A 23,907-nucleotide genomic window follows, 5' to 3' on the forward strand; every position below is an offset into this window, starting at 1 on the left:
GTTTTGTTAATAAAATTGAATCGTGCCATGAAACATTTGTAGTTTGAAGTTGAGTGAATGACCGTGTCTTGGAACAGATGATGTGTATTGCCACTCAGTGGGATCTAAGCTGCATGCATGAATTTAATAATTTAAAATGATGTCAACAAGAGAGTAGCTAATCAGGTCATTGACTCAATTTGAGACATAAAAAAGCCAGCAAATAGGTGCTGGCTTTTTTATTATGTGCAGATTAAACCTGATTATTCACATCATCATTTTTAGTTTCGCGAATCATTAAGAACGCGATCAATGAAAGGATTGATGCCGCAGTTAGGTAGTAACCTACTGCATATAAACCATAGCCAGTTGCAAGTTTAGTTGCGATCAATGGCGCGAAAGATGCACCAAAAATACCTGCCATGTTAAAGGTTAAAGCTGAACCTGTGTAACGTACAGACGTTGGGAAGATTTCAGACAATACCGTACCAATTGGACCATAGGTTAAACCCATGATCGCAAGACCGATACATAGGAATAAGAACACCATCGCAGTACTGCCAGACTCAAGCATGCTTGAGAAGACTAAGCCAAACAATGCAGATACAACACACACCCCAATCGAAGTCGCTTTACGACCAAATTTTTCAGCAAATACTGCAGAAAGTGGAATGAAGGCAGCAAAACAAAGTGTGGCAACCAGTTGAAGTTTTAAAAATTCTTCACGTGTGTAACCAAGCTGGGTTGTACCCCATTGTAAAGCAAACACAGTCGTTAAGTAGAACACAACGAATGTACAAATCGCGGCAATCGTACCGAGAATTAACATCCCCCAGTGCTTAGTGATCACTTCTTTGAACGGAATATTTACTTCTTTTTGCTTATCCAAAACTTTTTGGAACGCTGGTGTTTCATGTAATTTTAAACGAATCCACAGACCGACAATAACCAATAGCGCACTTGCAATGAATGGAATACGCCAACCCCATTGCATAAACTCAGCTTCAGACATGAAGTGACCTAAGGTCAAGAATGAGCCTGTTGCAAGAATAAAGCCGATTGGCGCGCCCAATTGAGGGAACATACCATACCAAGCACGTTTGCCTTCTGGCGCATTTTCAGTTGCAAGTAGCACGGCACCTGACCATTCACCACCTAAACCCAGACCTTGACCTAAGCGACAAAGTGCAAGCATGAGCGGAGCAGCGATACCAATTTGAGCATAGGTTGGAAGCAAGCCGATACATACTGTAGAAATCCCCATGGTGAGGAGAGCGGCAACTAATGTGGCTTTACGACCGATACGGTCACCTAAATGGCCAAAGAATGTTGCACCAATCGGGCGAGCAATAAAGGCAATCGCAAACGTTGCTAAAGATTGAATTGTTGCGGTTGTTGGATCTGTACTTGCAGGGAAGAACAGATGCGGGAAGATAATTACAGCCGCAGTTGCATAGATGTAGAAATCGAAGAATTCGATTGTGGTACCTACAAGACTTGCTGTAAGTACGCGGAATTTTGAATTTGTTGGTTGCTGTTCAGTGGCAGCAGCACTTGAAGACGCCATGGTGGACCTTACACTTACTAAAAATAATTGAACTTAGTTTTAAAAGCGTAATCTTTTTAAAAAAGGCGTAATTTCTTAAAAAAATACGAAATACCAACTTACGGACTGCGGAATTAGGGTCACTAAAGAATGCAGTGTCAGTGGGTTATATCACGTAGAGATAAATCGACAGGAAATGTGATCCTGCACCTATCAATACAAAAATATGCCAGATAGCGTGTGTATATCTTACCTTTTTTAAGGCATAAAACAATGCACCGATTGTATAAGATAGCCCGCCAATGATCAGGTAGGTTAAAGCTTGATCAGATAAAAAGCGTTGCATATCATCCATTACCAGTACTGCAAGCCATCCCATCACCAAATAGGCAATCAACGAAATCTTTTGAAAACGATGAATGAAAATTAATTTGAATAGTGTTCCAATTGCAGCAATGACCCACAGTGCAATGAGTAAATAATGCGCTTTTGCGGTAGGCAATGCGATTGCCAGAAACGGGGTATAAGTACCTGCAATTAAATAATAGATTGCGGTATGGTCGAGTTTTTTGTACCAACCACGGCGCTCAGGAGACTCTGCGAAGTGATATAGACTCGAGGCTGAAAACAATAACAGCATACTGAATGCATACACCCAAAGTGCAAGCCATTGTCCAGCTGGAAGATATGATCCTTTTAAAATCAATAGGATACCTGCGATGGCAGACAGCGCTGCACCGAAAGCATGGGTATAGAAATTCAGTCTTTCTTCAGCTGGGTCATAAGCTAAAAGGTGGGGAGCATTCATAACGTATCTTTTATAATAATTTAAATATACAAGTGTATAATAATTCAATTTTGCTTTTGGTGTAAGAAGATTTAAAATTGTTTTGCAAATTTATCTAGGTTTATATTATGTCATCATTGGCTTCTTCCTCTACGCAAGAGCAGCAATTTTTAGCAGCCTTTCAGCAAGCCATTGAAACACAGCGTTTTGATCGCATGATCTTGAGTCAGTATAAAGGTGAATTAGACCAATTAGAAAAAATGACCTTACGAGTCATTTCGCTGCAAGGTGAGTCGTTTCTTAGCTGTTTATATCGTTACAAAACCCAAGACATCACCAAAAACTATCCAATCGCATCTGCGTATCAACAAGTCGAAAGTTTATTAAGCTGTTGTAAGCAAGCCAACCTGATGACCTTGGATGAAGAAATTCAGCTTAAGAAAAATAAAAAGAAAGCCATGCTAAGCATCAGCAAAAAGCAGCCTGCTTTAGGGAAAAATCCTATGGAGCAGCAAGGACATGATCGAGCAAAACATCGCTATGTCGATCAAGACAGTTATTTCTTACAGCCACTCGGTATTACGGATGCCAAAGCACAAATTATTCCGAGCATGGCGCGTAAATGGAAACAAATTAATAAATTTGTAGAAATTTTTTCAGGCGCTTTAAGTCAGATTAAAGAGACTGATCAATCTCTACATGTTGTAGATTTTGGTTCAGGCAAGGGATATCTAACTTTTGCATTATATGATTATTTAGCAAAACACCAGCAAGTGCCTAAAGTGACAGGGGTTGAGCTGAATCCGAAAATGGTGGAATTTTGCCAAAGCATTGCTCAGCAGTCGAATTTCAGCCAACTGGATTTTTTCCAAGGCGATGTTCGTACGTATGCGCCTGAGCGCTTAGATGTCATGATTGCGCTGCACGCCTGTGATGTGGCAACGGACTTTGCGATTCATACCGGCATTCGATTAAATGCGCAAATGATCATGTGTGCGCCGTGTTGTCATAAAGAACTGCGTCCGCAATTGAAAGCGCCGCAAGTACTTGCGCCGATGTTGCAATTTGGTATTCATGCAGGCCAGCAAGCAGAGATGCTTACTGACACGATTCGTGCACTTTTATTGAAAGCATATGGTTATGAAACCAAAGTCTTTGAATTTGTGGCACTTGAACATACCAGTAAAAATAAAATGATCTTGGCAACCAAACGTGCAGACTATGTCGAACCTGATTAAGCGGTATTGGCGCAGATCCAAGCTTTAAAAGACATGTATGGCATTCAAAAGCATTCGTTAGAATTATTGTTGAATGATCAATGGGACCAGCAAGATATTGGCTGTAAATGCTAAAGGATGAAGGGATGCAGCAGTTAAATATTCAATTTGGTCCGTGGGAGCAACTGGAATCTGCAGCTCGGCCGATACGTGAACAGGTGTTTATTTTAGAACAGCAGATATCGCCCGAAGATGAATGGGATGCAGAAGATGCGATTTCACTGCATTTTATTGTTCATGATGGGATGAAAGCTATTGCAACTGCACGTTTGTTGAAAAATAACAGTATAGGTCGTGTTGCTGTTTTAAAGGCCTATCGCGGTCAGGGGATTGGTAAAATCTTGATGCAAGCCATCATTGAACAAGCGAAATTAGAGCAACGTGAATATTTAAAACTATCATCACAAGTGCATGCTATACCGTTTTATGCAGCTTTAGGTTTTGTTGTTGAAGGTGATGAATATTTAGATTGTGGTATTCCGCATCAAGATATGTACATGGCTTTGGCTTAAATACGTAAAATTGGACATCTATAAATAAAAAAACGCTTAATATTTTAAGCGTTTTTTTTATATAGATGAGGTCAAAGCTTAGTGACCATGATCATTCGATGCAGTAGGTTCAGGGCTCATGTCATCCATATGTGCATGTTGTTCTTCAGTCATCTGCATATCTGCTGCAGTCGGCGCAGAAGCTTCACGAGCTGCTTGATCAGCTTGCGCCTTTTTCAACGCTTCTTCTGACATCACAGGGGCATTTTTAAATGCATGCTGTTGAGTATTGTCTTTTTTCTGTTGGCTCGGCATATAGTCTGGTTCATTGGTCACAGCAAGCCAGAAAATACCCATGAATAGCGTACCTAAAATACAGAAAATAATCAGTGCTTTCCAGCCCCATGGTGATTTTTCAGGAGAAGTATGATCAGTCATAACAAGCTACTCAATCGGATATAAAGAAATCAAAGAACTTGTTACTTTATAACATAAAACTGATGAGAGTTCGCGTAAATTCTAGGCTTGTTTGCAAACACGCGACTGAGAAGGAAAATAAAAAGGAGCCGAAGCTCCTTTTGATGTGATTGAACAGCAAAATTTGCATGCTCAAAATCAATAATTAAATCTGCTCAGCTTTCGCCACTTTGTCTTTCAGCAATTGCGGTGCTTTGAAGCGTTCGCCATATTTTGCTTCTAGTGTATTGGCACGAAGTAACGCTTTTTCCAAACCATATTGGTTTAAAAATTGAAGTGCACCACCTGTCCAAGGGGCAAAACCAATCCCGAAGATTGAACCGACATTGCCATCGACAGTCGATTCCAAAACACCTTCTTCTAGGCAGCGTAAGGTATCGAGTGACTGTACAAACAGGAAGCGGTCAATCATTTCCTGTTCAGAAATAGCATTATCTTTCTGCCATTTGCTCAAGCCATCCCAGAGGTGCTTTTTACCGCCTTCAGGATATTCATAAAAACCTGCGCCGGCAGCTTTACCTTTACGTCCGAACTCATGAATCATTGTCTGAATCACCTCATCCGCACCTGAACGTGGTAGGTCTTTGCCTTCGGCTTGCAAGGCTTTACGTGTCTCGGCCGCAACATGCTCAGAGAGTGTTAAAGACACTTCATCTTGAATCGCCAATGGGCCTACAGGCATGCCAGCTTTCAGAGCTGCCATTTCAATGCGGGCAGGGTGTACGCCTTCAGCCAATAGACGTAAACCTTCTTGCACAAAGGTGCCAAAGACACGGCTGGTAAAGAAGCCGCGGCTGTCATTCACCACAAGTGGCGTTTTGCCAATTTGCTGCACAAAGTCAAAGGCTTTAGCCAAAGTGTCTGCTGATGTGTTTTTACCTTTAATAATTTCGACCAATTGCATTTTGTCGACAGGGCTAAAGAAATGCAGACCGATAAATTTTGCTTGATCTTGAGATGCATTGGCCAAGCCTGAAATCGGCAAGGTTGAGGTGTTGGATGCAAAAATACCGCCCTCTGCCAAATAGGTTTCTGTTTCTTGCGTCACTTTGGCTTTCAATTCGACATTTTCAAATACAGCTTCAATGATCAAGTCGCAGCCTTGTAAATCTGCCGCATTTGCAGTGGCATGTATCAGGCCTAAGACTTGATCACGTTTTTCTGCACTTAAACGGCCTTGAGTTACTTTTTTATCCAGCAGTTTTTGGCTATAGGCTTTGCCTTTTTCAGCAGCTTCTACAGAGATATCTTTAAGTACAACTGCAATGCCTTTTGATGCTGTGGCATAAGCGATGCCTGCACCCATCATGCCTGCGCCTAAAATACCAACTTTGGTGGCTCGCCATTTCGCGACGTCTTTTGGACGACTTGCACCAGACTTAATAGCGTTGAGACCATGCCAGAAGGTGCCGATCATATTTTTAGAAATTTGACCGGTTGCAAGGTAAGTAAAGTAACGTGATTCAATCGTGAGCGCCGTATCAACATCGACCTGAGCGCCTTCAACAGCAGCCGACATAATGGCTTCAGGCGCAGGGTAACAGCCCTTGGTTTTGTCACGTAGCATAGCGGGGGCAATGGCGAGCATTTGCGCCACAGCAGGAGTCGATGGCGTCCCGCCCGGAATTTTATAGCCTTTTACATCAAAGGGTTGCTGTGATTTTGGATTGGCTTTCACCCACGCAATGGCTTTGTCCATCAATTCTTCAAGGCTATCTGCAGTATCTTGAATCAGCCCCAATGATTTGGCTTTTTCGACACCAATTTGTTTGCCTTCCATCAAGAGCGGAAATGCATTTTGCAGACCCAATAAACGTACCATACGAACAATACCGCCACCACCCGGCAGTAAACCTAAGGTTACTTCAGGTAAGCCAAATTTCGCTTTAGCATCATTAAGGGCGATTCGATAATGACAGCCGAGAGCTAACTCCCAGCCGCCGCCAAGCGCTGTGCCATTTAAAGCTGCGACAACTGGAATGCCGCGGGTTTCGATATAACGCAGTTTGGCTTTCATCTCTTCAATCATATTGAAGAATTCAGTTGCATGCTCAGGTGTAGCTTGAATCAGTTCGTCTAAATCACCGCCGGCAAAGAAGGTTTTTTTTGCGGAACGGAAAATAATCCCTGCAATATTTTCATCTGCTTGCAGTTTGTCTACCGTTTCAGCCAGTGCCGTGCGAAAGTCTGCATTCATGGTGTTGGCAGATTGGTTTGGAGAATCTAAAGTTAAAATGACGATATTGTCGGCATTTTTTTCAAATTGAATTGCGCTCATTTTTATTCTCCTTATACCAACTCAATAATCGTTGCGATGCCCATACCGCCACCCACGCAAAGTGTTGCTAAACCGCGTTTTTTACCTTGGCGTTCCAGTTCATCCATCAGGGTGCCTAAAATCATGGCGCCTGTTGCACCCAGCGGATGTCCTAATGCAATTGCACCGCCATTCACATTAACTTTGGTAGGATCAACTTTGAGTTCGGTAATAAAACGCATCACGACTGCTGCAAAAGCTTCGTTCACTTCAAATAGGTCAATATCATCAATGGTTAAGCCAGCTTTGGCTAAGGCTTTACGTGCAGCAGGTGCAGGGCCAGTCAGCATAATGGTCGGATCAGCACCTACCAATGCTGTTGCCAACACTTTGGCGCGTGGTTTTAAACCTTGTTCTTTGACTGCTTTTTCAGAGGCAAGCAACACCACGGCAGCACCATCTACGATGCCCGATGAGTTGCCTGCATGGTGTACATGGTTGACCGCACCCACTTCAGGATATTTTTGTAAGGCGATGGCATCAAAGCCCATTTGCCCCATCATGGCAAAACTTGGGTTGAGCTTGCCTAAGCCTTCTGCTGTGGTCGTTGGTTTAATAAATTCATCTTTGGCTAAAACGGTCACGCCTGCTTTGTCTTTAACCGGAACGACAGATTGGTCAAAATAACCATTGGCTTGAGCTGCTGCGGCTTTTTGCTGAGAGTTGGCTGCAAAGGCATCCACATCTGCTCGGCTGTAACCGTCAATGGTGGCAATTAAATCTGCCCCAATGCCTTGTGGAATAAAATCACAGGCCATATTGGTTTCAGGGTCAAGCGCCCAAGGACCGCCATCTGAGCCCATCGGCACACGAGACATCGACTCTACACCGCCAGCCACCACAAGGTCTTCCCAACCAGAGCGGACCTTTTGCGCGGCCATATTCACAGCTTCTAAACCTGATGCACAAAAACGGTTGATTTGAACGCCTGCCACATCATTATCCCATCCGGCCGCAATCGCTGCGGTTTTGGCAATGTCCGCACCTTGGTCACCAATGGGGGTCACGCAGCCCAATACAATGTCGTCTACTGCAGCGGTGTCAAATTGATGTCGGTTTTGTAATTCGTTCAATAAACCGATCAGTAGGCTAATCGGTTTAACGGCATGTAGTGAACCGTCTTTTTTTCCTTTGCCGCGCGGTGTGCGAATGGCATCAATGATGTAAGCCTCGCTCATAATCCTGTCCTTATGATCTATAAATTTTTATTGGTTTTTTGAGTGTACGGATTAATCAACCCAGTGCAATGATGAGAACGGGTGAGTCGTTTGATATGTTTGGTCAACGCTTGCTGCTGAATAAGATAAAAATCAACCTGCATATTGAAAGCGAGGATCGGCTAAGATCAGTTGCTATCGATTTAGTTCAAATTGAAGATCTGCTTATGCATAAAAATGTGAAGCGAGTGTTGAAAGGTCTGGCTTGGCTAGTACTAGTAGGCTGCTTAGGTTTTGTATGCATGATCGGTTTTTATGTTTATATGATCTATGGCATTCATCCCTCAGATGAGGGGACGGGCGGTTTAGCCTGTGAGTATGATCGAAATGATCATGTGACCAAGGCAGAAATGTATCGGATACAGGATGGCAAACGCGTGATCACGCCCGTCGATCCATTGCTTTGTCAAAAACAACGTGCAGATTTTCCGAAATAAAAAAACCTGATCGAGATCAGGTTTTAGAGAATGCTATTTTTGAATATTGCTTAGTGATAACCATGTAATTGGCGATATAGGCCTGGTGTTACACCGGTCCACTTTTTAAATGCACGGTGGAAAGTACTGGTTTCACTAAAACCGACTTGCTGTGCAACATCTTCAAGCGTTAAGTCTGGATTAAGCAATAAGTGAATTGCAGCATCACGACGTAAAGCATCTTTTACACCTTGGTAGCTCTTACCTTCAGCGGCTAAACGACGACGTAGTGTTTGCGGCGATAGATACAGCATTGAAGCAACATCGTTCAAGGTTGGCATTTCTTCGCCAATTTGACTCTTCAGCACATCACGGATACGAGATGTTAATGAATTGGTATTTTTAAATTTAACCAATAACTGTGCAGGAGCCGCTTTTAAGAATTCTTCAAGCGTTTCTTCGTTTTGACGAATGGGTAAATCTAAATAATCCGCTGCAAATGTAATTTCAGTTCGTGGTGTATCAAACTGCATGACAGGTGCAAAAAACAAGGCATCATATTCGTCAGCATGTTCAGGACGTTCATAACCGAAGTGAACACGCTCTAAAGGCAGACGACGTTCAATCAACCAAGAAGCGAGACCATGCCAAATCATCAGCATACTTTCTGTAATGAAATGGTCTGGGTCCATAGATTTTGGAATTTGAGGAACTAAACGTGCTTCGTGCTTATCACGTTCTAGTGTCACCGACCATTCATCACCAAACAGTTTGTAGAACTGCGAAGACAATTCGAGTGCATCACCGAGGGTTTTTGCATGAATAATCAATTGGCACATAATGGCAAAAGTACCCAAGCGGCGCGGTTGAATATCAAAACCGACATGTTCGTCTTGAGTCACCATCCACAACATTTTAATAAAACGTGTGTATTGTTCAGGTGAAATACGGGCTTTGGGTTGGCGTAGAAGTTCAGCCTCAATGCCAACATGAGACAATAAAGTTTCGACATCCATGCCGAGACGTTTTACACCAGTTAAGGCTGCGTTGACGAAATGGATACTGATCGTATCACGACTCATGTTTAATCCTTCAGTCTCTTTAATGTTCACAAATGTTTGACCTAAATGACGCTAAAAAAAGAAATCATGGCAATTTACAACAGCGGTTTTGCCATTTTTACATGGTAAATTGCCGAAACTATCAAGGTAAATGGCTGAACATGACATTGTTTTAATCATTTTATATTTCTACCATGGATAAAAAATCTACACAATTAGAGAAAAATATCCATGGAAGCAGCTTTAAAAGGATTGAAAGTACTCGACTTTTCGACATTACTCCCTGGGCCATTTGCGACCTTGTATTTGGCTGATATGGGTGCGGAAGTTGTGCATATTGAGTCACCGACACGTCCCGATCTGGTTCGTTTGATGCCACCTTATGCCAATGGGCAAGCCACCGCGCATAGTTATTTAAATCGCAATAAACAATCCATCGCATTGGATTTAAAAGATCCGAAAAGCATAGAACTGATCAAAGCGAAAATTTCAGATTTTGATATTGTGGTAGAACAATTTCGTCCAGGTGTTATGCAACGCTTGGGTTTGGATTATGCAGATTTGGCCGAAATTAATCCGCGACTGATTTACTGCTCGATTACGGGTTATGGTCAAACCGGACATTACAAAGACCGCGCAGGGCATGACATCAATTACTTGGCTTTATCAGGCATTTCAGGTCATAGCGGACGCCAAGATAGTGGCCCGCCACCGATGGGAATTCAAATTGCCGATGTCGCAGGCGGATCAATGCATGCGCTTACTGGCATCTTAGCTGCGGTAATTGAGCGTTACCGTAGCGGTTTAGGACAATATATTGATATTTCCATGGCCGATTGCGCCGTCGCATTGAACAATATGGCTGCAGCTGGCGTATTGGCTGCCAATGCGGTAACCGCGGCAGAGACGGCGCATCTGAATGGCGGAAGTTTCTATGACTATTATCGAACCCAAGATGGTCGCTATCTGTCTATAGGTGGTTTGGAGCCGCAGTTTTTACATGGATTGGCGCAAATTCTAGATTTACCCGCTTTAGCGACGCAAGGCATGTCATTTGATCCACAGGATCAGACTGAAATTAAGCATGCTATTGCCAGCAAGATACTGACCAAAACATGGGTAGAGTGGAAAATGATCTTTGCCTCTCAAGATGTGTGTGTGGAACCAGTTTTAAGTTTGGATGAAGCCCTAAATTCACAATTGGCCCAAGAGCGGCATTGGTGTGTTGAAGTTCCGCTACAAGAAGGCGACACAATGACACAAACTCAACTGGCATGCCCGATTAAATTTTCTAGATCAGCATTGATTTATACCCATGTGGGTAAAACTTTAGGTGCGGATAATTGGTTATGAGTGGTATAAAAAAAGGTGATAAGTTAAACAATAAAACCTTTAAAATCTCTTAATTAGATAAACATCTATGTAAATATTGAGAGTTGTTAACAAAAAAATAAATAAATTATACAAATGTGAGAGTATTATATGAACTATTAACACAATTGGTATATAGGTCTCCAAATGAAAATAGCTGTGAGTAAACTTGGATCTTTATATCTTAGCCTCGGAATAATGCTTGCGGGTTCAGCAACCCAAGCGGCAACTACTGCAGATGCTTTCAGTTCTGAAAGCCCATGGATGTTCGGTGATTGGAACGGTCAACGAACAGCGCTTCAACAGAAAGGTTACGATTTTAGTTTTAGTTATGGTGGCGAATTAGCCACTTTGTTAGATGCAAAGCATGCTTCTGGTCATGGCACTGAATATGCGGACCAATTCGCGATCGGGGCACATCTCGATTTAGAAAAAATTGCGGGTTGGAAAGATACCGAAGCGCAAATCAATATCACTGAACGTAATGGTCGTTCATTGTCTCAAACTTCAGATGCATTAAATGGTCATTTAAGTGCAACACAAGAAGTGTGGGGTCGTGGTCAAACTTGGCGTTTGACTGATTTTTGGATCAAGAAAAAATTCTTAGACCAAAAATTAGATATTAAAGTCGGTCGTTTTGGTGAAGGTGAAGATTTCAACAGCTTTGACTGTAACTTTCAAAACTTAGCACTTTGTGGTTCACAAGTGGGTAACTGGGTCGGTGACCAATGGTACAACTGGCCAGTCAGCCAATGGGCTGCTCGCGTGAAATATAACATTCAGCCTGAACTCTATGCACAAGTCGGGGTTTATGAATACAACCCTGAAAATCTAAACCGTGGTAAAGGTTGGAACTTGAGTACCGATGGTTCAAAAGGTGCGATTATTCCTGCTGAAGTAGTGTGGACGCCAAAAGTAGGGACACAAAAGCTTCCGGGGGAATACCGTGCAGGTTACTACTACAGTACCGCTGATGCCGATGTCATTGATAGCCCAATAAATGAAAAAGATCACCATCAAGGTGGTTGGATTGTGGCGAAACAACAACTGACAGCACACAAAGACGATGCCTCACGTGGTTTGAGTGGTTTTGTAAATGTCACAGTGCATGACTCAGACACCAATAATGTGAGTGATATGCAAAACATTGGCTTGGTCTACAAAGGTGCATTCGATGCGCGTCCCAAAGATGAAATCGCAGTAGGTCTTGCCCGTATTAGCATCAATGATGACCTCAATGATGGTCGTAGTGAAGAATACGATGCCGAAATTTACTACGGCATTCATGCGGCAAACTGGCTGACTATTCGTCCAAATATTCAATATATCCGTCACGTCGGTGCTTACAAAAATGGTGAGAATGCGTGGGTCGGCGGTATCAAATTTCAAACAGCATTTTAATTGATGTCCGATTAGAGTTCTTATAAAAGCAATTCGGTAATTCTGAGAAAAATTACGATATTTCCCCTTGAATTGTTTTTGTAACAACTTCTCTTTGCGACATAAAAACGGTGGTGTGTTGAATGTGTTTCACGCACCAAATACAACATTCGACAATAGAGGTGGTCAACATGAGCAACCCATCTACCGGAACTGGGATGCGAACATTTACCGTCGTTGTGATGGCAATTTTCGCCTTGGTTCTATTGATTGGTGGTATCTGGCTGGCAGTCCTTGGCGGTTCTTGGTACTACATTATCGCCGGCCTGTTAATGCTGGCTTCAGCAATATACTTAAGAAAAATTCAAAACAGTTCTTTATACATTTATGCAGCGTTGATGCTGGGTACAGTGATTTGGGGACTTTGGGAGGCAGGTTCTGACTTTTGGGCACTTGCACCGCGTTTTGATATTTTAGGCTTATTGGGCCTTTGGTTACTGATTCCTGCCGTGACACGCGGTATGGAAAATGGCAAAACTGCGAAAATTACATTATCAGGCACACTGGTGATTGCGATTATCGTGATGATCTATTCAATTTTTAATGATCCGCAAGAAATTCACGGTGAAATTAAAAATGCACAACCTCAAACAGCCAAAGCGATTGAGGGTATTGCTCCTGAAGATTGGCCTGCCTATGGTCGTACACAAGGTGGTGTACGTTATTCTCCACTCACCCAAATCAATAGCGACAACGTTAAAGATTTAGAAGTAGCATGGACTTTCCGTACAGGTGAGTTACCAACAGAAAATGACTCAGGTGAAACCACAAACCAAGTCACTCCGATTAAAGTCGGCAATGACATGTTTATGTGTACAACTCACCAACGTTTAATTGCACTTGATCCTGCGACAGGTAAACAAAAATGGGCATTCGATCCTAAACTTAAAGCGGACAATACCTATCAACATTTAACATGTCGTGGTGTGTCTTATTTTGACGCAGCAAATACCACTCAGTTTGCAAAAAGCTTAGAGAACAAACGCTCGACTTCAACTGAATGTCCGCGCAAAGTGATCTTGCCTGTAAATGATGGTCGATTGGTTGCAGTCAATGCTGACACAGGTAAAGCATGTAGTGATTTTGGTCATAACGGCGAAGTCGATCTACAAAAAGATATGCCTTATCCGTATCCGGGCGGTTATATCCCAACTTCACCTCCAGTGGTTACTGGCACAACCATTGTGATTGGCGGTTCAACAACTGATAACTTCTCGACTAAAGAGCCATCTGGTGTCATCCGTGGTTATGATGTTAATACTGGTGAATTATTATGGATCTTTGATACGGGTGCACAAGACCCGAATGCCATGCCAGGCGAAGGTCAAAAATACTCTGTAGCCTCACCGAATGCATGGGCACCTTTAGCATATGACGAAAAATTAGATATCGTCTATGTTCCAACAGGTGTAGGCACACCAGACATTTTTGGTGGTCACCGTACGCCATTAGATGAACGCTATGCAAACTCAATGTTGGCATTAAATGCATCAACAGGTAAATTAATTTGGAATTTCCAAACCACACATCATGATTTGTGGGATATGGATGTACCATCACAACCTTCATTGGCAGATATCAAAGATAAATCAGGTAATACTGTTCCTGCGATCTATGTCTTAACCAAAACAGGTAATGCATTCGTCCTTGACCGTCGTACCGGTAAAGCGATTGTGCCAATCACCGAAAAAGCAGTTCCACAAACTGTAAAACGTGGTCCACAAACTAAAGGTGAGCATTATTCTGCAACTCAACCGTTCTCTGATTTTGATTTAGCACCAAAAGATAAATTGACTGATAAACAAATGTGGGGTGCCACTATGTTTGACCAGTTGATGTGTCGTGTGTATTTCAAATCACTTAACTACGACGGTATTTATACACCACCTTCTGAAAATGGCACATTGGTATTCCCAGGTAACCTTGGGGTATTCGAATGGGGCGGTATGTCGGTGAACCAAGACCGTCAAGTCGCTGTGATGAACCCAATTGGCTTGCCATTTGTGACTAAGTTGATTCCTACAGATCCGAACCGTGAGCAAACTGCGAAAGGTGCGGGTACTGAACAAGGCGTACAACCGATGTATGGCGTACCTTATGGTGTGGAAATCAAAGCCTTCTTGTCACCACTTGGCTTACCTTGTAAACAACCTTCTTGGGGCTTTACTGCAGGTGTAGATTTAAATACACATGAAGTGGTCTGGAAAAAACGTATTGGTACAATTCGTGACAGTTTACCGAAATTGTTCCAATTACCTGCTGTGAAAATTGGTGTACCGGGTCTTGGTGGATCAATCTCGACTGCTGGTAATGTCATGTTTGTCGGCGCAACACAAGATAACTATATCCGTGCAATCAATGTAACGAATGGTGATACTTTGTGGGAAGGTCGTCTACCAGCAGGTGGTCAAGCGACTCCAATGACTTATGAAGCAAATGGTAAACAATATGTTGTGATCATGGCAGGTGGTCATGGTTCATTTGGTACAAAACTTGGTGATTACCTCGTTGCGTATGCGTTACCCGATAAAAAATAAGTGATTTTACATCACTCAATAAAAAGCCCGATAAATCGGGCTTTTTATTGGCTGAAATTCTTTATGTAAATTTATGCTAAGTAATGGAAAAATAATTCAATATATTAATAAATAAAAGATAAATGATCGAATTCCGCTATATCAGTGAAATTGCGACAGTCTTATCAATAAAATCGCTATTAAATATGTAAAAAACGCATTTTCTTGATAGATGAAATCTCGTTATGCTGTGCATTGTTATAATAGAAATTACTAGCTGTACGCCATGTATTTATATACTGATTTTGACCAGCAACTGGTTAATGAACGTGTTGCACAGTTCCGTGATCAAACGGAACGTTATTTAGCAGGTAAATTGACGGAAGATGAATACCGTCCACTGCGTCTTCAAAACGGCCTTTATGTACAACGTTATGCACCGATGCTACGTATTGCAGTACCTTATGGCCTGATGAATTCTAAACAATTACGTAAAATTGCGTCATTGGCTCAGGACTATGACCGTGGTTATGCGCACGTATCTACTCGTCAAAACATTCAGTTTAACTGGCCTGCACTAGAAAATGTGCCTGACATGTTACAAGAGCTTGCATCTGTTCAAATGCACGCGATTCAAACTTCGGGTAACTGTATTCGTAACACCACAACTGACCAATATGCCGGTGTGGTTGCAGGTGAAATCGCTGACCCACGTCCAACGTGTGAATTGATTCGTCAATGGTCAACTTTCCACCCAGAATTCGCTTTCTTGCCACGTAAGTTCAAAATTGCAGTTTCAGCACTGGAAGAAACTGATCGTGCGGCAACGTCTTTCCATGATATCGGTGTGTATATCGTGAAAAATGAAGCAGGCGAGATTGGCTATAAAATCAAAGTTGGTGGTGGTTTAGGCCGTACACCAGTGATTGGTAGCTTTATTCGTGAGTTCTTGCCACGTGAAGATTTGATTGCTTATTTAGAAGCGGTACTTCGTGTATACAACTTACACGGTCGTCGTGATAACAAATATAAAGCACGTATCAAAATTTTGGTGAAAGCATTAACACCAGAAGTATTTGCAGAGAAAGTGGAAGCTGAATTTGCACATACCATCAAAACTTTAAAAATTGATGCTGATACCTTGGCGAAAATGGATGAGAACTTCACACCATTTGATTACCAAGATTATGCGGATGAAGATTTTGCAGAGCAATTTGCCGCAGAGCCGAAATTTAAACAATGGTTCAACATCAACACCAATGCACATAAAGTCAAAGGTTACCGCATCGTTACGATTTCTTTGAAACGTGCGGGTATTGCACCGGGCGATATGACTGTTGAAGAAATGAACCTGATTGCTGACTTGGCTGACAAATATACCTTTGGTGAGTTCCGTACCACACATGAGCAAAACATTGCGCTTGTTGATGTACCGCAAAAAGATTTGTTTGATCTATGGAAAATCCTTGATCAACACAATCTTGCACGTGCGCATATTGGGTTCTTAACCGATATCATTTGCTGCCCAGGTGGTGATTTCTGTTCATTAGCAAATGCGAAATCGATTCCAATTTCTGAAGCCATTACACGTCGTTTTGATGACTTAGATACCATTTACAATTTAGGTAAATTGGATCTGAACATCTCTGGTTGTATGAATGCGTGTGGTCACCACCATGTGGGTAACATCGGTATCTTAGGTGTAGACAAAAAGGGTGCTGAGTTCTATCAAATCACTTTGGGTGGTAATGCAGACCATGATGCATCGATTGGTGACATCTTAGGCCCATCATTTGCAGCCGAAGTTGTACCAGACATCATCGAAGAAATCTTAAATACTTATCTAGACCTTCGTGCAGAAGGCGAAGAGTTTATTGATACTTACCGCCGTGTTGGCATCCAACCATTTAAGGAGCGTGCATATGCTTAATACAGCACTACAAGTCCTCTCTAAAGATGGCTCGATTGCAGACAATACTTACCAAGTCATTGGTGAAGATGGTGTGTTGCCCCAAGGTGACGTGGTTTTAACAGTTGAGCAGTTAGATCAACTTGCGAATGTAAGTGGTAAAAAAGCACTTTTCGTAACGGTGGATGCTTCACCTGAAACCAATGAATTCCCGCTTGACCAGTTAGATGCTATTTTCATCGAATTTGCCGGTTTTAACGATGGTCGAGGTTACTCATTTGCTGCATTGTTACGTCGCCAAGGTTTCCAAGGAGAACTACGTGCGACAGGTGATGTATTCAAAGACGTGTTGAACTACATGAAGCGTTCAGGTTTCGATACTTTTGTAGTGAAAGAAGGTAAAGATATTGCTGAAGCTGCTGCTGGTTTAGGTGATTTTACCAATCCATATCAAGCTTCAACTGCAGTGCCGCAAGCGCATTATCAAACTGGTGCTTAAGTGCCTTGATCAATAAAAAAGCCTCCATTCGGAGGCTTTTTTATTGATCAAAATAATTTTAATGAGTGATTATTCGTTTTCAAGCTGGCAATTGACCATCCATTTAATACCGAACTGATCGGTAAATGCGCCATACAGCGCACCCCAAAAGGTCTTTTCGAGAGGCATTTCTATAGAGCCTCCTTTGGACAAGCCATCAAACAGTCGTTTGGCTTCAGCTTGTTCACTGCTGTCTAAATTAATCGAAATATAATGATTGCTGCCTAAGGTAAAGGGTTGATTGGATTGCGCACAGAATTGTTCGTTGACATCTGAGGCCATCAGCACGGTAAATTCATTGATCGGTAGGGAAATATGCATAATCTTTTGCAGTTCTGTATCGGATAGTGAAATGCCATCCTCAGCAGGCATATCACCATAACGCATCACATTGAGGAACTCTCCACCAAATACAGAACGATAAAAATTAAAGGCTGCCTCGGTATTGCCTTGAAAATTCAAGTAGTGATTGAGCTGCATGGTGGTCATCCATTTTTATTATGTCGACATTTATTTTAAGAGCCTTGGCTGAGTTGTATGTGAACAATTTATGTCTAAAATGTAAGCATAAAAAATCCCTCTTACAGAGGGATTTTCAGTCTCCCTCCTTTATTAAAGTAGGGGTTAGGGGAGGATTAAAGAATATTCCCTCTAAATCGCCCTTTGTGAAGGGAGTCAGCAGAGGATTAAAGCAATTCAATCGCCACAGCAGTCGCTTCACCACCGCCAATACACAGCGCTGCAATACCACGTTTACCGCCTGTACGTTTTAATGCATGGATCAGCGTTAAGATAATGCGTGAACCTGTAGAACCAACAGGATGTCCAAGCGCACAAGCACCCCCGTTGATATTTACTTTTTCAGCATCTAATTTAAATTCATCAATAGGGCACATCGTGACCATGGCAAAAGCTTCATTAATTTCCCATAAATCGACATCAGCAACATTCCAACCCGATTTATCTAGAACTTTTTGAATTGCGCCTACAGGTGCAATAGTAAATTCTGAAGGATGCTGTGAATTTGATGCATAAGCCACAATTTTTGCGAGCGGATTTAAGCCCTTTGCTGATGCTTGTTCTGCTGATGTTAATACTAAAGCAGACGCACCATCAGAAATAGAACTGGCATTGGCAGCGGTAATTGTTCCATCTTTAGCAAAAGCAGGGCGCAGTGTTGGAATTTTTTCGATATTGGCGTTAAACGGCTGTTCATCTTTATCGATAATCACATCGCCTTTACGACTCGAAACAGTGACAGGCACGATTTCGTCAGCAAAATAACCCTCAGTAATTGCAGTTTGAGCACGTTTAAGCGAGCGAATGGCGAAGTCATCCATTTGTTCACGTGTATAGCCTTTTGTGTTTGCCATATCCTGCGCAAAAGAACCCATGAGTCGGCCCGTTTCTGCATCTTCTAGGCCATCTAAGAACATATGATCTTTAACGTCACCGTGGCCCATACGGTAGCCAGCTCGTGCTTTGGTCAAGACATACGGCGCATTGGTCATTGATTCCATACCACCTGCAACTACGACTTGAGCTGATCCTGCCTTGATCATATCCGCCGCTTGCATCACGGCCTTCATACCTGAACCACACAGCTTGTTGATGGTTACGGCACCAGTTGAATCTGGAAGACCGGCTTTACGCATCGCTTGACGGGCAGGACCTTGTTTCAGGCCAGCCGGAAGCACACAGCCCATAATGACTTCTTCAACATCTGTGGGTTGTAAACCCGCGCGTTCGATGGCTGCTTTAATCGTAACTGCGCCTAATTCTGGTGCAGTAACTGCGGCTAAACTCCCTTGAAAACCACCCATTGCAGTACGGGCACCATTCACGATGACGATATCAGCCATTACATGTCTCCATTTTCTTATACATTAATATTTGAATACGTCAGCAGTATAAGTAAAATTGAACAGGAATAAAGCAAATTTAAAAGGCTGCTTTGCACTCACCGGTTCTCAAATTAGCAAGTGGCTGGGTTTTCAAATCGGATATGTCCCATTCGACTTAAGACTGCCCGGATCGGTTGAAGTGCTGATTTTGAACAGTAGTAGAAACTGCCATTTGAACCATTGGGTAAACCTGAGCTAGCTTGAAAGGTGAGACTTGGAATGTGTAGAGTCCCACGCCAAGAGAGATCGCCATATTTTAAGTTGAGTTTATCTTGCAGTAATATTTTTTCATTTGCATCGACTTGACGGTTTTTATTACTGTCAATAAATATGATCAGTCCACTGTTCCAGTTGTTAGGTTGGCAAAGTTTAAAGTCAAGACTAGGACAAATCACAATATTGGAGTGATAAATTGTGGCCTGAGCCCGTGCGAAAGCATTGTGATTCTGAATAGTCGATTTTATGTTATTCGCTTCTCGCTGCGCCATTAAATTGTTGAAATGTGGTAAAGCTATCGTCACGATAATGACCATAATCGCAATTGAGACCAAAAGTTCAAATAACGTAAAGCCGGTTTCTTTATTGTAAAGCATTGATTTAATCCAAAATTTAATATTATTTTTATATGTCTAATGTTATATGTGTTTTTAATGGCGATATTAATTTTGAGTATAGAATTTTATTACTCAATTTTAGATAAAGCTGTTAAAATGAAAATAGCAAGTGACAATAGGCGATTCACTGCTCAAAATTGAGTAAAAATTTACCGAATTACAACGGAAATTGTAAGTAATTTTGTCAATAATTTACTTGATTAGATTAATCAAGCACTTGGAAAAAGAATAAAGTGTTTGTATGATTCAGCGTGAATAGCTTAAAAAAAAAACTGGGGTATAAGAAAGCCTATCTCAGGATAGCCAATTTTTCGGCTTGAGCTTGAACAACAATTGTTATCTCTGGAGGATAAATCCATGAAAATGAGTCGTATTGCATTAGCAATGCTCGTAGCTGCTCCTTTAGCAGCTGCAAACGCAGGCGTAACTGTTACTCCATTAATGCTTGGTTACACTTTCCAAGATTCTCAACACAACAACAGCCGTGGTAACTTAACTGAAAGTCCTGAGCTACAAGACGACTTGTTTGTTGGTGCAGCACTTGGTGTTGAATTAACTCCATGGTTAGGTTTCGAAGCTGAATATAACCAAGTTAAAGGTGATGTTGATCCGCTTGACAGCGAATACAAACAAACTCAAATCAATGGTAACTTCTATGCTACTTCTGATTTGATCACTAAAAACTATGACAGTAAAGTTAAGCCATATGTATTGTTGGGTGCTGGTCACTACAAATACAAATTTGACGAAGCTGCTGCTCGTGGTTTAGCTCCATCTGCACAAGCTCGTGGTACTACTGAAGAAGGTACTTTGGGTAATGCTGGTTTAGGTGCTTTCTGGCGCTTAAACGATGCTTTATCTCTACGTACTGAAGCTCGTGCTACTTACAACATCGACGAAGATTTCTGGAACTACACAGCTTTAGCTGGTCTTAACGTAGTTCTTGGCGGTCACTTGAAACCTGCTGCTCCTGTAGTTGAAGTTGCTCCTGTAACTCCAGTTGCTCCAGTTGCTCCAGCTCCTCAAGAGTTGACTGAAGATCTTAACATGGAACTTCGTGTGTTCTTTGATACAAACAAATCTAACATCAAAGATCAATACAAACCTGAAATCGCTAAAGTTGCTGAAAAATTAGGTGAATACCCTAATGCTACAGCTAACATCGAAGGTCACACAGATAACACTGGTCCACGTGCTCTAAACGAACGTTTATCACTAGCTCGTGCTAACTCTGTTAAATCTTCACTTGTTAACGAATACAACGTTGACCCAGCTCGTTTATCTACTCAAGGTTTCGCGTGGGATCAACCGATCGCTGACAACAACACTAAAGAAGGCCGTGCTATGAACCGTCGCGTATTCGCTACGATTTCTGGTAGCCGTACTGTAGTGGCTCAACCTGGTCAAGCTCAATAATTTGAGTTTAACTTCGGTTAGAAAAAAGCGGCTCTTTTGAGTCGCTTTTTTTTAAATTTAAAAAAGGGACTTAAATTTGGCTAACAGGCACTAACGCAAAAGCGTTATTTACTTTTAAATAATCGTTGGATGTAAAAGGATTTATCTATTCATGTGGCAATTAAGCATGTAAAAATTCAAACTATTTGTATATTAATTAATCATTTATTTACCTTAGAGCTTTAATTGAACATACACAGTTTTTGATTTAATTTTTTATAATATTAATTAAAAAAAAATATTTACATTTATTTTATCTACAATTTATAAAAAATGAATATTTATAATTTTCATTAAAAAAATATATTCATCGGGATTCATGATGCAGTTAAGAATTATTCTAAATATAATAATGATTCTTATTCAAATAAAACTAATCTTGAAATGATGAATAATTTTGCAAAAACACACTTAGTACGTTCTATAACTATGGTGCTACTCGGTGTTGGAGGGGCAACATCTGCGCTTGCATCGGATACAACAGTACTAGAGACAATTGAAGTTGAGGTGCCAGCGGAAAAGCAGCTTGCAAATGGAAAATTGAAAGCGCAGACAGACCTTGGTGCACTGGGAAGTAAAAAAATTGTTGATACGCCGTTTAGCGTAACAGCATATAGTGAAAAACTGATTGAAGAACAGCAAGCGTCAACTGTAGCACAAGTTTTAAAAAATGATGCGAGTATCCGTATTACAACCAACCAAGGTCATTTAAACGAAAACTTTAATATTCGTGGCTTTGACATCAATCACGATGACATTGCACTCAATGGTATGTACGGTATGGCGCCTTATGGACGCGTACCGACTGAATTTCTAGATTCGGTAACGGTTTTAAAAGGCCCGAATGCCTTGGTTGCAGGTATGTCGCCTGCTGGCGGGGTCGGTGGTGTGGTCATCGCTAAAACTAAGCGTGCAGATAAAGAAAAAACTCAAGTTTCAGCTTCAATGGAAGAAGGTGGTTTTTACCAATCAGGTTTTGACGTTTCGCGACGTTTTGGTGCTGAAAAAGAATTTGGTCTACGTGTGAATGGTGCTTATGGTCAAGGTGAGCACATTATTGAAGGCATGGAAGATAAACATGCATCAGGCGCTATTGCTGCAGACTATACAACGGATAAGTTAAAACTTAATTTTGATGCTTTTGCGGTACGTGATGATCGTAATGGTGGGTCACCTGCAATGGTCGCGTTCGGCGTGAAAGACGCACATGGTCATATCTATAATGGCGTACTTGATGCGCCTAAAGGCGATACCAATTATTTTAGTAATTTAGAAGGTCATACAGATAGTGAGTTTGTAGGATTAAGTGGTGAATATGCATTTACACCTGATTTAAATGTGTATGCAGGTGTAGGGCATATTGAAAAGGCCTATAGCGGGCACATTTTTGGTACGCGTCTTATCGTAGGGCAAGCTGATGGTCATGCTACTTCACAGTACTATCGTACAGGGTCATCTGAGTCGATTACATCAGCCAATACAGGTTTCCAATATAAGTTTAATACAGGTGCTGTAAAACATGCCTTAAATATAAGAGCTGACTACTTGACCAAAGAAACAGATCAGCATGTGAAAGCGACGCAAGAGAATATTGAGTCAACCAATTTATATGATCCTAACACCACTATCGGTATGCCCTCAGCTTATCCTGTGGTTCAACCAAACTTAGACAATAAATATGTCAGCTATACGGTGTCTGATCAGATTTCGATGTTAAATGATAAATTGCAGCTGATTGTTGGTGCACGCTATCAGGATATCGATACCAAGAATTTACAAAGAAAGACTGGCTATCAAGATGATAAAATTTCGCCAAGCTTAGGTGTCGTGGTTAAACCTTTTGGTGAGAATCTTTCTATTTATGCAAACTATGTAGAGGGACTTTCTGAAGGGGTAACGGTGAATAACGTTGCAGATGCCAACAATAATGTCACCTTTGCGCCATTCCAAACCAAACAATATGAATTGGGTGCAAAATATCAAGCAGGTTCTTGGTTGAATACATTTGCCCTTTATCAAATTGAAAAACCATCGACCATGGTATCTTCATATTCTGATGGTCAACCCAATAGTACAATCAATCAAATTACCACAGATGATGCAGAAACACGTTCACGTGGCGTGGAATGGGCATTTTCAGGAGAGATTTATACAGGTCTAAATCTGATGGGTAGTTTGGCTTATATCGATGCTGAATATACCAAAGCAGCGGTGAAAAATGGTGTAACTAATCAAGGTAATTCGGTATATGGTATTCCTGACTTTACCGCAACGCTTGGCTTAGATTATGCAGTACCGTATGTGGATGGTTTGAATGTCAATGCGCGTGCAAACTATGTGAGTGAACAGTACTTAAATGAAACCAATGCACTTAAACTACCAGACTATACAATTTTAGATTTAGGTGCGCGTTATAAAACCAATTTGGGTGGTGTAAATACTACATTCTTAGCCAATGTTGATAACGTGACTGATGAGCAATATTGGGAAGGTACATTCAACTCAGGTTATGCCTTAGTGGGTGGTCCACGTACCTATAAAGTTGGCGTGACTTTTGATTTCTAAGTTAGTTTAGTTTTTTTATATAAAAAG

General features: G+C 41.5%; 18 protein-coding genes and 1 pseudogene. 10 read left to right on the forward strand and 9 right to left on the reverse strand.

Annotation, left to right across the window (positions count from 1 at the left end; genetic code table 11):
• Window positions 1-232: 232 nt before the first annotated feature.
• Window positions 233-1,546, reverse strand: a complete 1,314-nt coding sequence (locus FTU75_RS16775; RefSeq protein WP_180116503.1) for an MFS transporter — start codon at window positions 1,544-1,546, stop codon at window positions 233-235.
• 145 nt (window positions 1,547-1,691) lie between these two features.
• Complete coding sequence (locus tag FTU75_RS16780) at window positions 1,692-2,333, reverse strand: hemolysin III family protein (RefSeq protein ID WP_180116504.1); 642 nt, start codon at window positions 2,331-2,333, stop codon at window positions 1,692-1,694.
• Window positions 2,334-2,440: 107 nt separating this feature from the next.
• Between FTU75_RS16780 and FTU75_RS16785 the strand changes: the two are divergent.
• Window positions 2,441-3,664, forward strand: a pseudogene (locus FTU75_RS16785) (SAM-dependent methyltransferase).
• An 11-nt stretch (window positions 3,665-3,675) separates the two neighbouring features.
• Window positions 3,676-4,101, forward strand: a complete 426-nt coding sequence (locus tag FTU75_RS16790; RefSeq protein ID WP_257223822.1) for a GNAT family N-acetyltransferase — start codon at window positions 3,676-3,678, stop codon at window positions 4,099-4,101.
• 78 nt (window positions 4,102-4,179) lie between these two features.
• Here the strand turns inward: FTU75_RS16790 and FTU75_RS16795 are convergent, their stop codons facing one another.
• The 3 genes from FTU75_RS16795 to FTU75_RS16805 all read right to left on the reverse strand — a co-directional run bounded on the left by FTU75_RS16795 (window position 4,180) and on the right by FTU75_RS16805 (window position 8,052).
• Window positions 4,180-4,518, reverse strand: a complete 339-nt coding sequence (locus tag FTU75_RS16795; RefSeq protein ID WP_180025000.1) for a hypothetical protein — start codon at window positions 4,516-4,518, stop codon at window positions 4,180-4,182.
• A 184-nt stretch (window positions 4,519-4,702) separates the two neighbouring features.
• Window positions 4,703-6,835 carry a 3-hydroxyacyl-CoA dehydrogenase NAD-binding domain-containing protein gene (locus FTU75_RS16800; protein WP_180116506.1) on the reverse strand — a complete coding sequence of 711 codons (2,133 nt, stop codon included), beginning with the start codon at window positions 6,833-6,835 and terminating at the stop codon, window positions 4,703-4,705.
• An 11-nt stretch (window positions 6,836-6,846) separates the two neighbouring features.
• On the reverse strand, window positions 6,847-8,052 hold the full coding sequence (locus FTU75_RS16805) for an acetyl-CoA C-acetyltransferase (protein WP_180116507.1): 1,206 nt from the start codon (window positions 8,050-8,052) through the stop codon (window positions 6,847-6,849).
• Between the two features lie 95 nt (window positions 8,053-8,147).
• Here FTU75_RS16805 and FTU75_RS16810 point away from each other — a divergent pair, with 95 nt between their 5' ends.
• On the forward strand, window positions 8,148-8,528 hold the full coding sequence (locus FTU75_RS16810) for a hypothetical protein (protein WP_257223824.1): 381 nt from the start codon (window positions 8,148-8,150) through the stop codon (window positions 8,526-8,528).
• Window positions 8,529-8,578: 50 nt separating this feature from the next.
• Here the strand turns inward: FTU75_RS16810 and FTU75_RS16815 are convergent, their stop codons facing one another.
• Window positions 8,579-9,589, reverse strand: a complete 1,011-nt coding sequence (locus tag FTU75_RS16815; protein WP_078190094.1) for an AraC family transcriptional regulator — start codon at window positions 9,587-9,589, stop codon at window positions 8,579-8,581.
• Window positions 9,590-9,799: 210 nt separating this feature from the next.
• Between FTU75_RS16815 and FTU75_RS16820 the strand changes: the two genes are divergently transcribed.
• The 5 genes from FTU75_RS16820 to FTU75_RS16840 all read left to right on the forward strand — a co-directional run bounded on the left by FTU75_RS16820 (window position 9,800) and on the right by FTU75_RS16840 (window position 17,303).
• A complete protein-coding gene (locus tag FTU75_RS16820) occupies window positions 9,800-10,921 on the forward strand; it encodes a CaiB/BaiF CoA-transferase family protein (RefSeq protein ID WP_180116508.1) in 1,122 nt (373 codons plus the stop codon).
• A 216-nt stretch (window positions 10,922-11,137) separates the two neighbouring features.
• On the forward strand, window positions 11,138-12,340 hold the full coding sequence (locus FTU75_RS16825) for a carbohydrate porin (protein ID WP_257223831.1): 1,203 nt from the start codon (window positions 11,138-11,140) through the stop codon (window positions 12,338-12,340).
• 170 nt (window positions 12,341-12,510) lie between these two features.
• Entirely contained in the window at window positions 12,511-14,916 is a 2,406-nt protein-coding gene (locus FTU75_RS16830; protein ID WP_180060212.1) for a glucose/quinate/shikimate family membrane-bound PQQ-dependent dehydrogenase, read from the forward strand.
• A 265-nt stretch (window positions 14,917-15,181) separates the two neighbouring features.
• Complete coding sequence (locus FTU75_RS16835; protein WP_180116510.1) at window positions 15,182-16,825, forward strand: nitrite/sulfite reductase; 1,644 nt, start codon at window positions 15,182-15,184, stop codon at window positions 16,823-16,825.
• Window positions 16,818-17,303 (forward strand): DUF934 domain-containing protein, encoded by a 486-nt coding sequence (locus FTU75_RS16840; protein WP_168379542.1) that lies wholly within the window; start codon window positions 16,818-16,820, stop codon window positions 17,301-17,303. Before FTU75_RS16835 ends, FTU75_RS16840 begins: the two co-directional genes overlap by 8 nt.
• Window positions 17,304-17,372: 69 nt before the next feature.
• Here FTU75_RS16840 and FTU75_RS16845 read toward each other — a convergent pair whose 3' ends face one another.
• The 3 genes from FTU75_RS16845 to FTU75_RS16855 form a co-directional block, all read right to left on the reverse strand.
• Entirely contained in the window at window positions 17,373-17,822 is a 450-nt protein-coding gene (locus tag FTU75_RS16845; RefSeq protein WP_180116511.1) for a VOC family protein, read from the reverse strand.
• A gap of 206 nt (window positions 17,823-18,028) precedes the next feature.
• Window positions 18,029-19,204 carry a thiolase family protein gene (locus tag FTU75_RS16850; RefSeq protein ID WP_180116512.1) on the reverse strand — a complete coding sequence of 392 codons (1,176 nt, stop codon included), beginning with the start codon at window positions 19,202-19,204 and terminating at the stop codon, window positions 18,029-18,031.
• A 113-nt stretch (window positions 19,205-19,317) separates the two neighbouring features.
• On the reverse strand, window positions 19,318-19,839 hold the full coding sequence (locus tag FTU75_RS16855) for a GspH/FimT family pseudopilin (protein ID WP_180116513.1): 522 nt from the start codon (window positions 19,837-19,839) through the stop codon (window positions 19,318-19,320).
• Window positions 19,840-20,217: 378 nt separating this feature from the next.
• On the opposite strand from FTU75_RS16855, the gene omp38 reads away from it, so the two are divergent.
• Window positions 20,218-21,276, forward strand: coding sequence for an outer membrane protein Omp38 (gene omp38 / locus FTU75_RS16860; protein ID WP_180116514.1), 1,059 nt, complete (start codon window positions 20,218-20,220; stop codon window positions 21,274-21,276).
• A 426-nt stretch (window positions 21,277-21,702) separates the two neighbouring features.
• Complete coding sequence (locus FTU75_RS16865) at window positions 21,703-23,880, forward strand: TonB-dependent siderophore receptor (protein ID WP_180116536.1); 2,178 nt, start codon at window positions 21,703-21,705, stop codon at window positions 23,878-23,880.
• Window positions 23,881-23,907 lie beyond the last annotated feature (27 nt).

It is taken from the genome of Acinetobacter sp. YH12140 (genome assembly GCF_013418475.1).
Classification (GTDB): domain Bacteria; phylum Pseudomonadota; class Gammaproteobacteria; order Pseudomonadales; family Moraxellaceae; genus Acinetobacter; species Acinetobacter amyesii.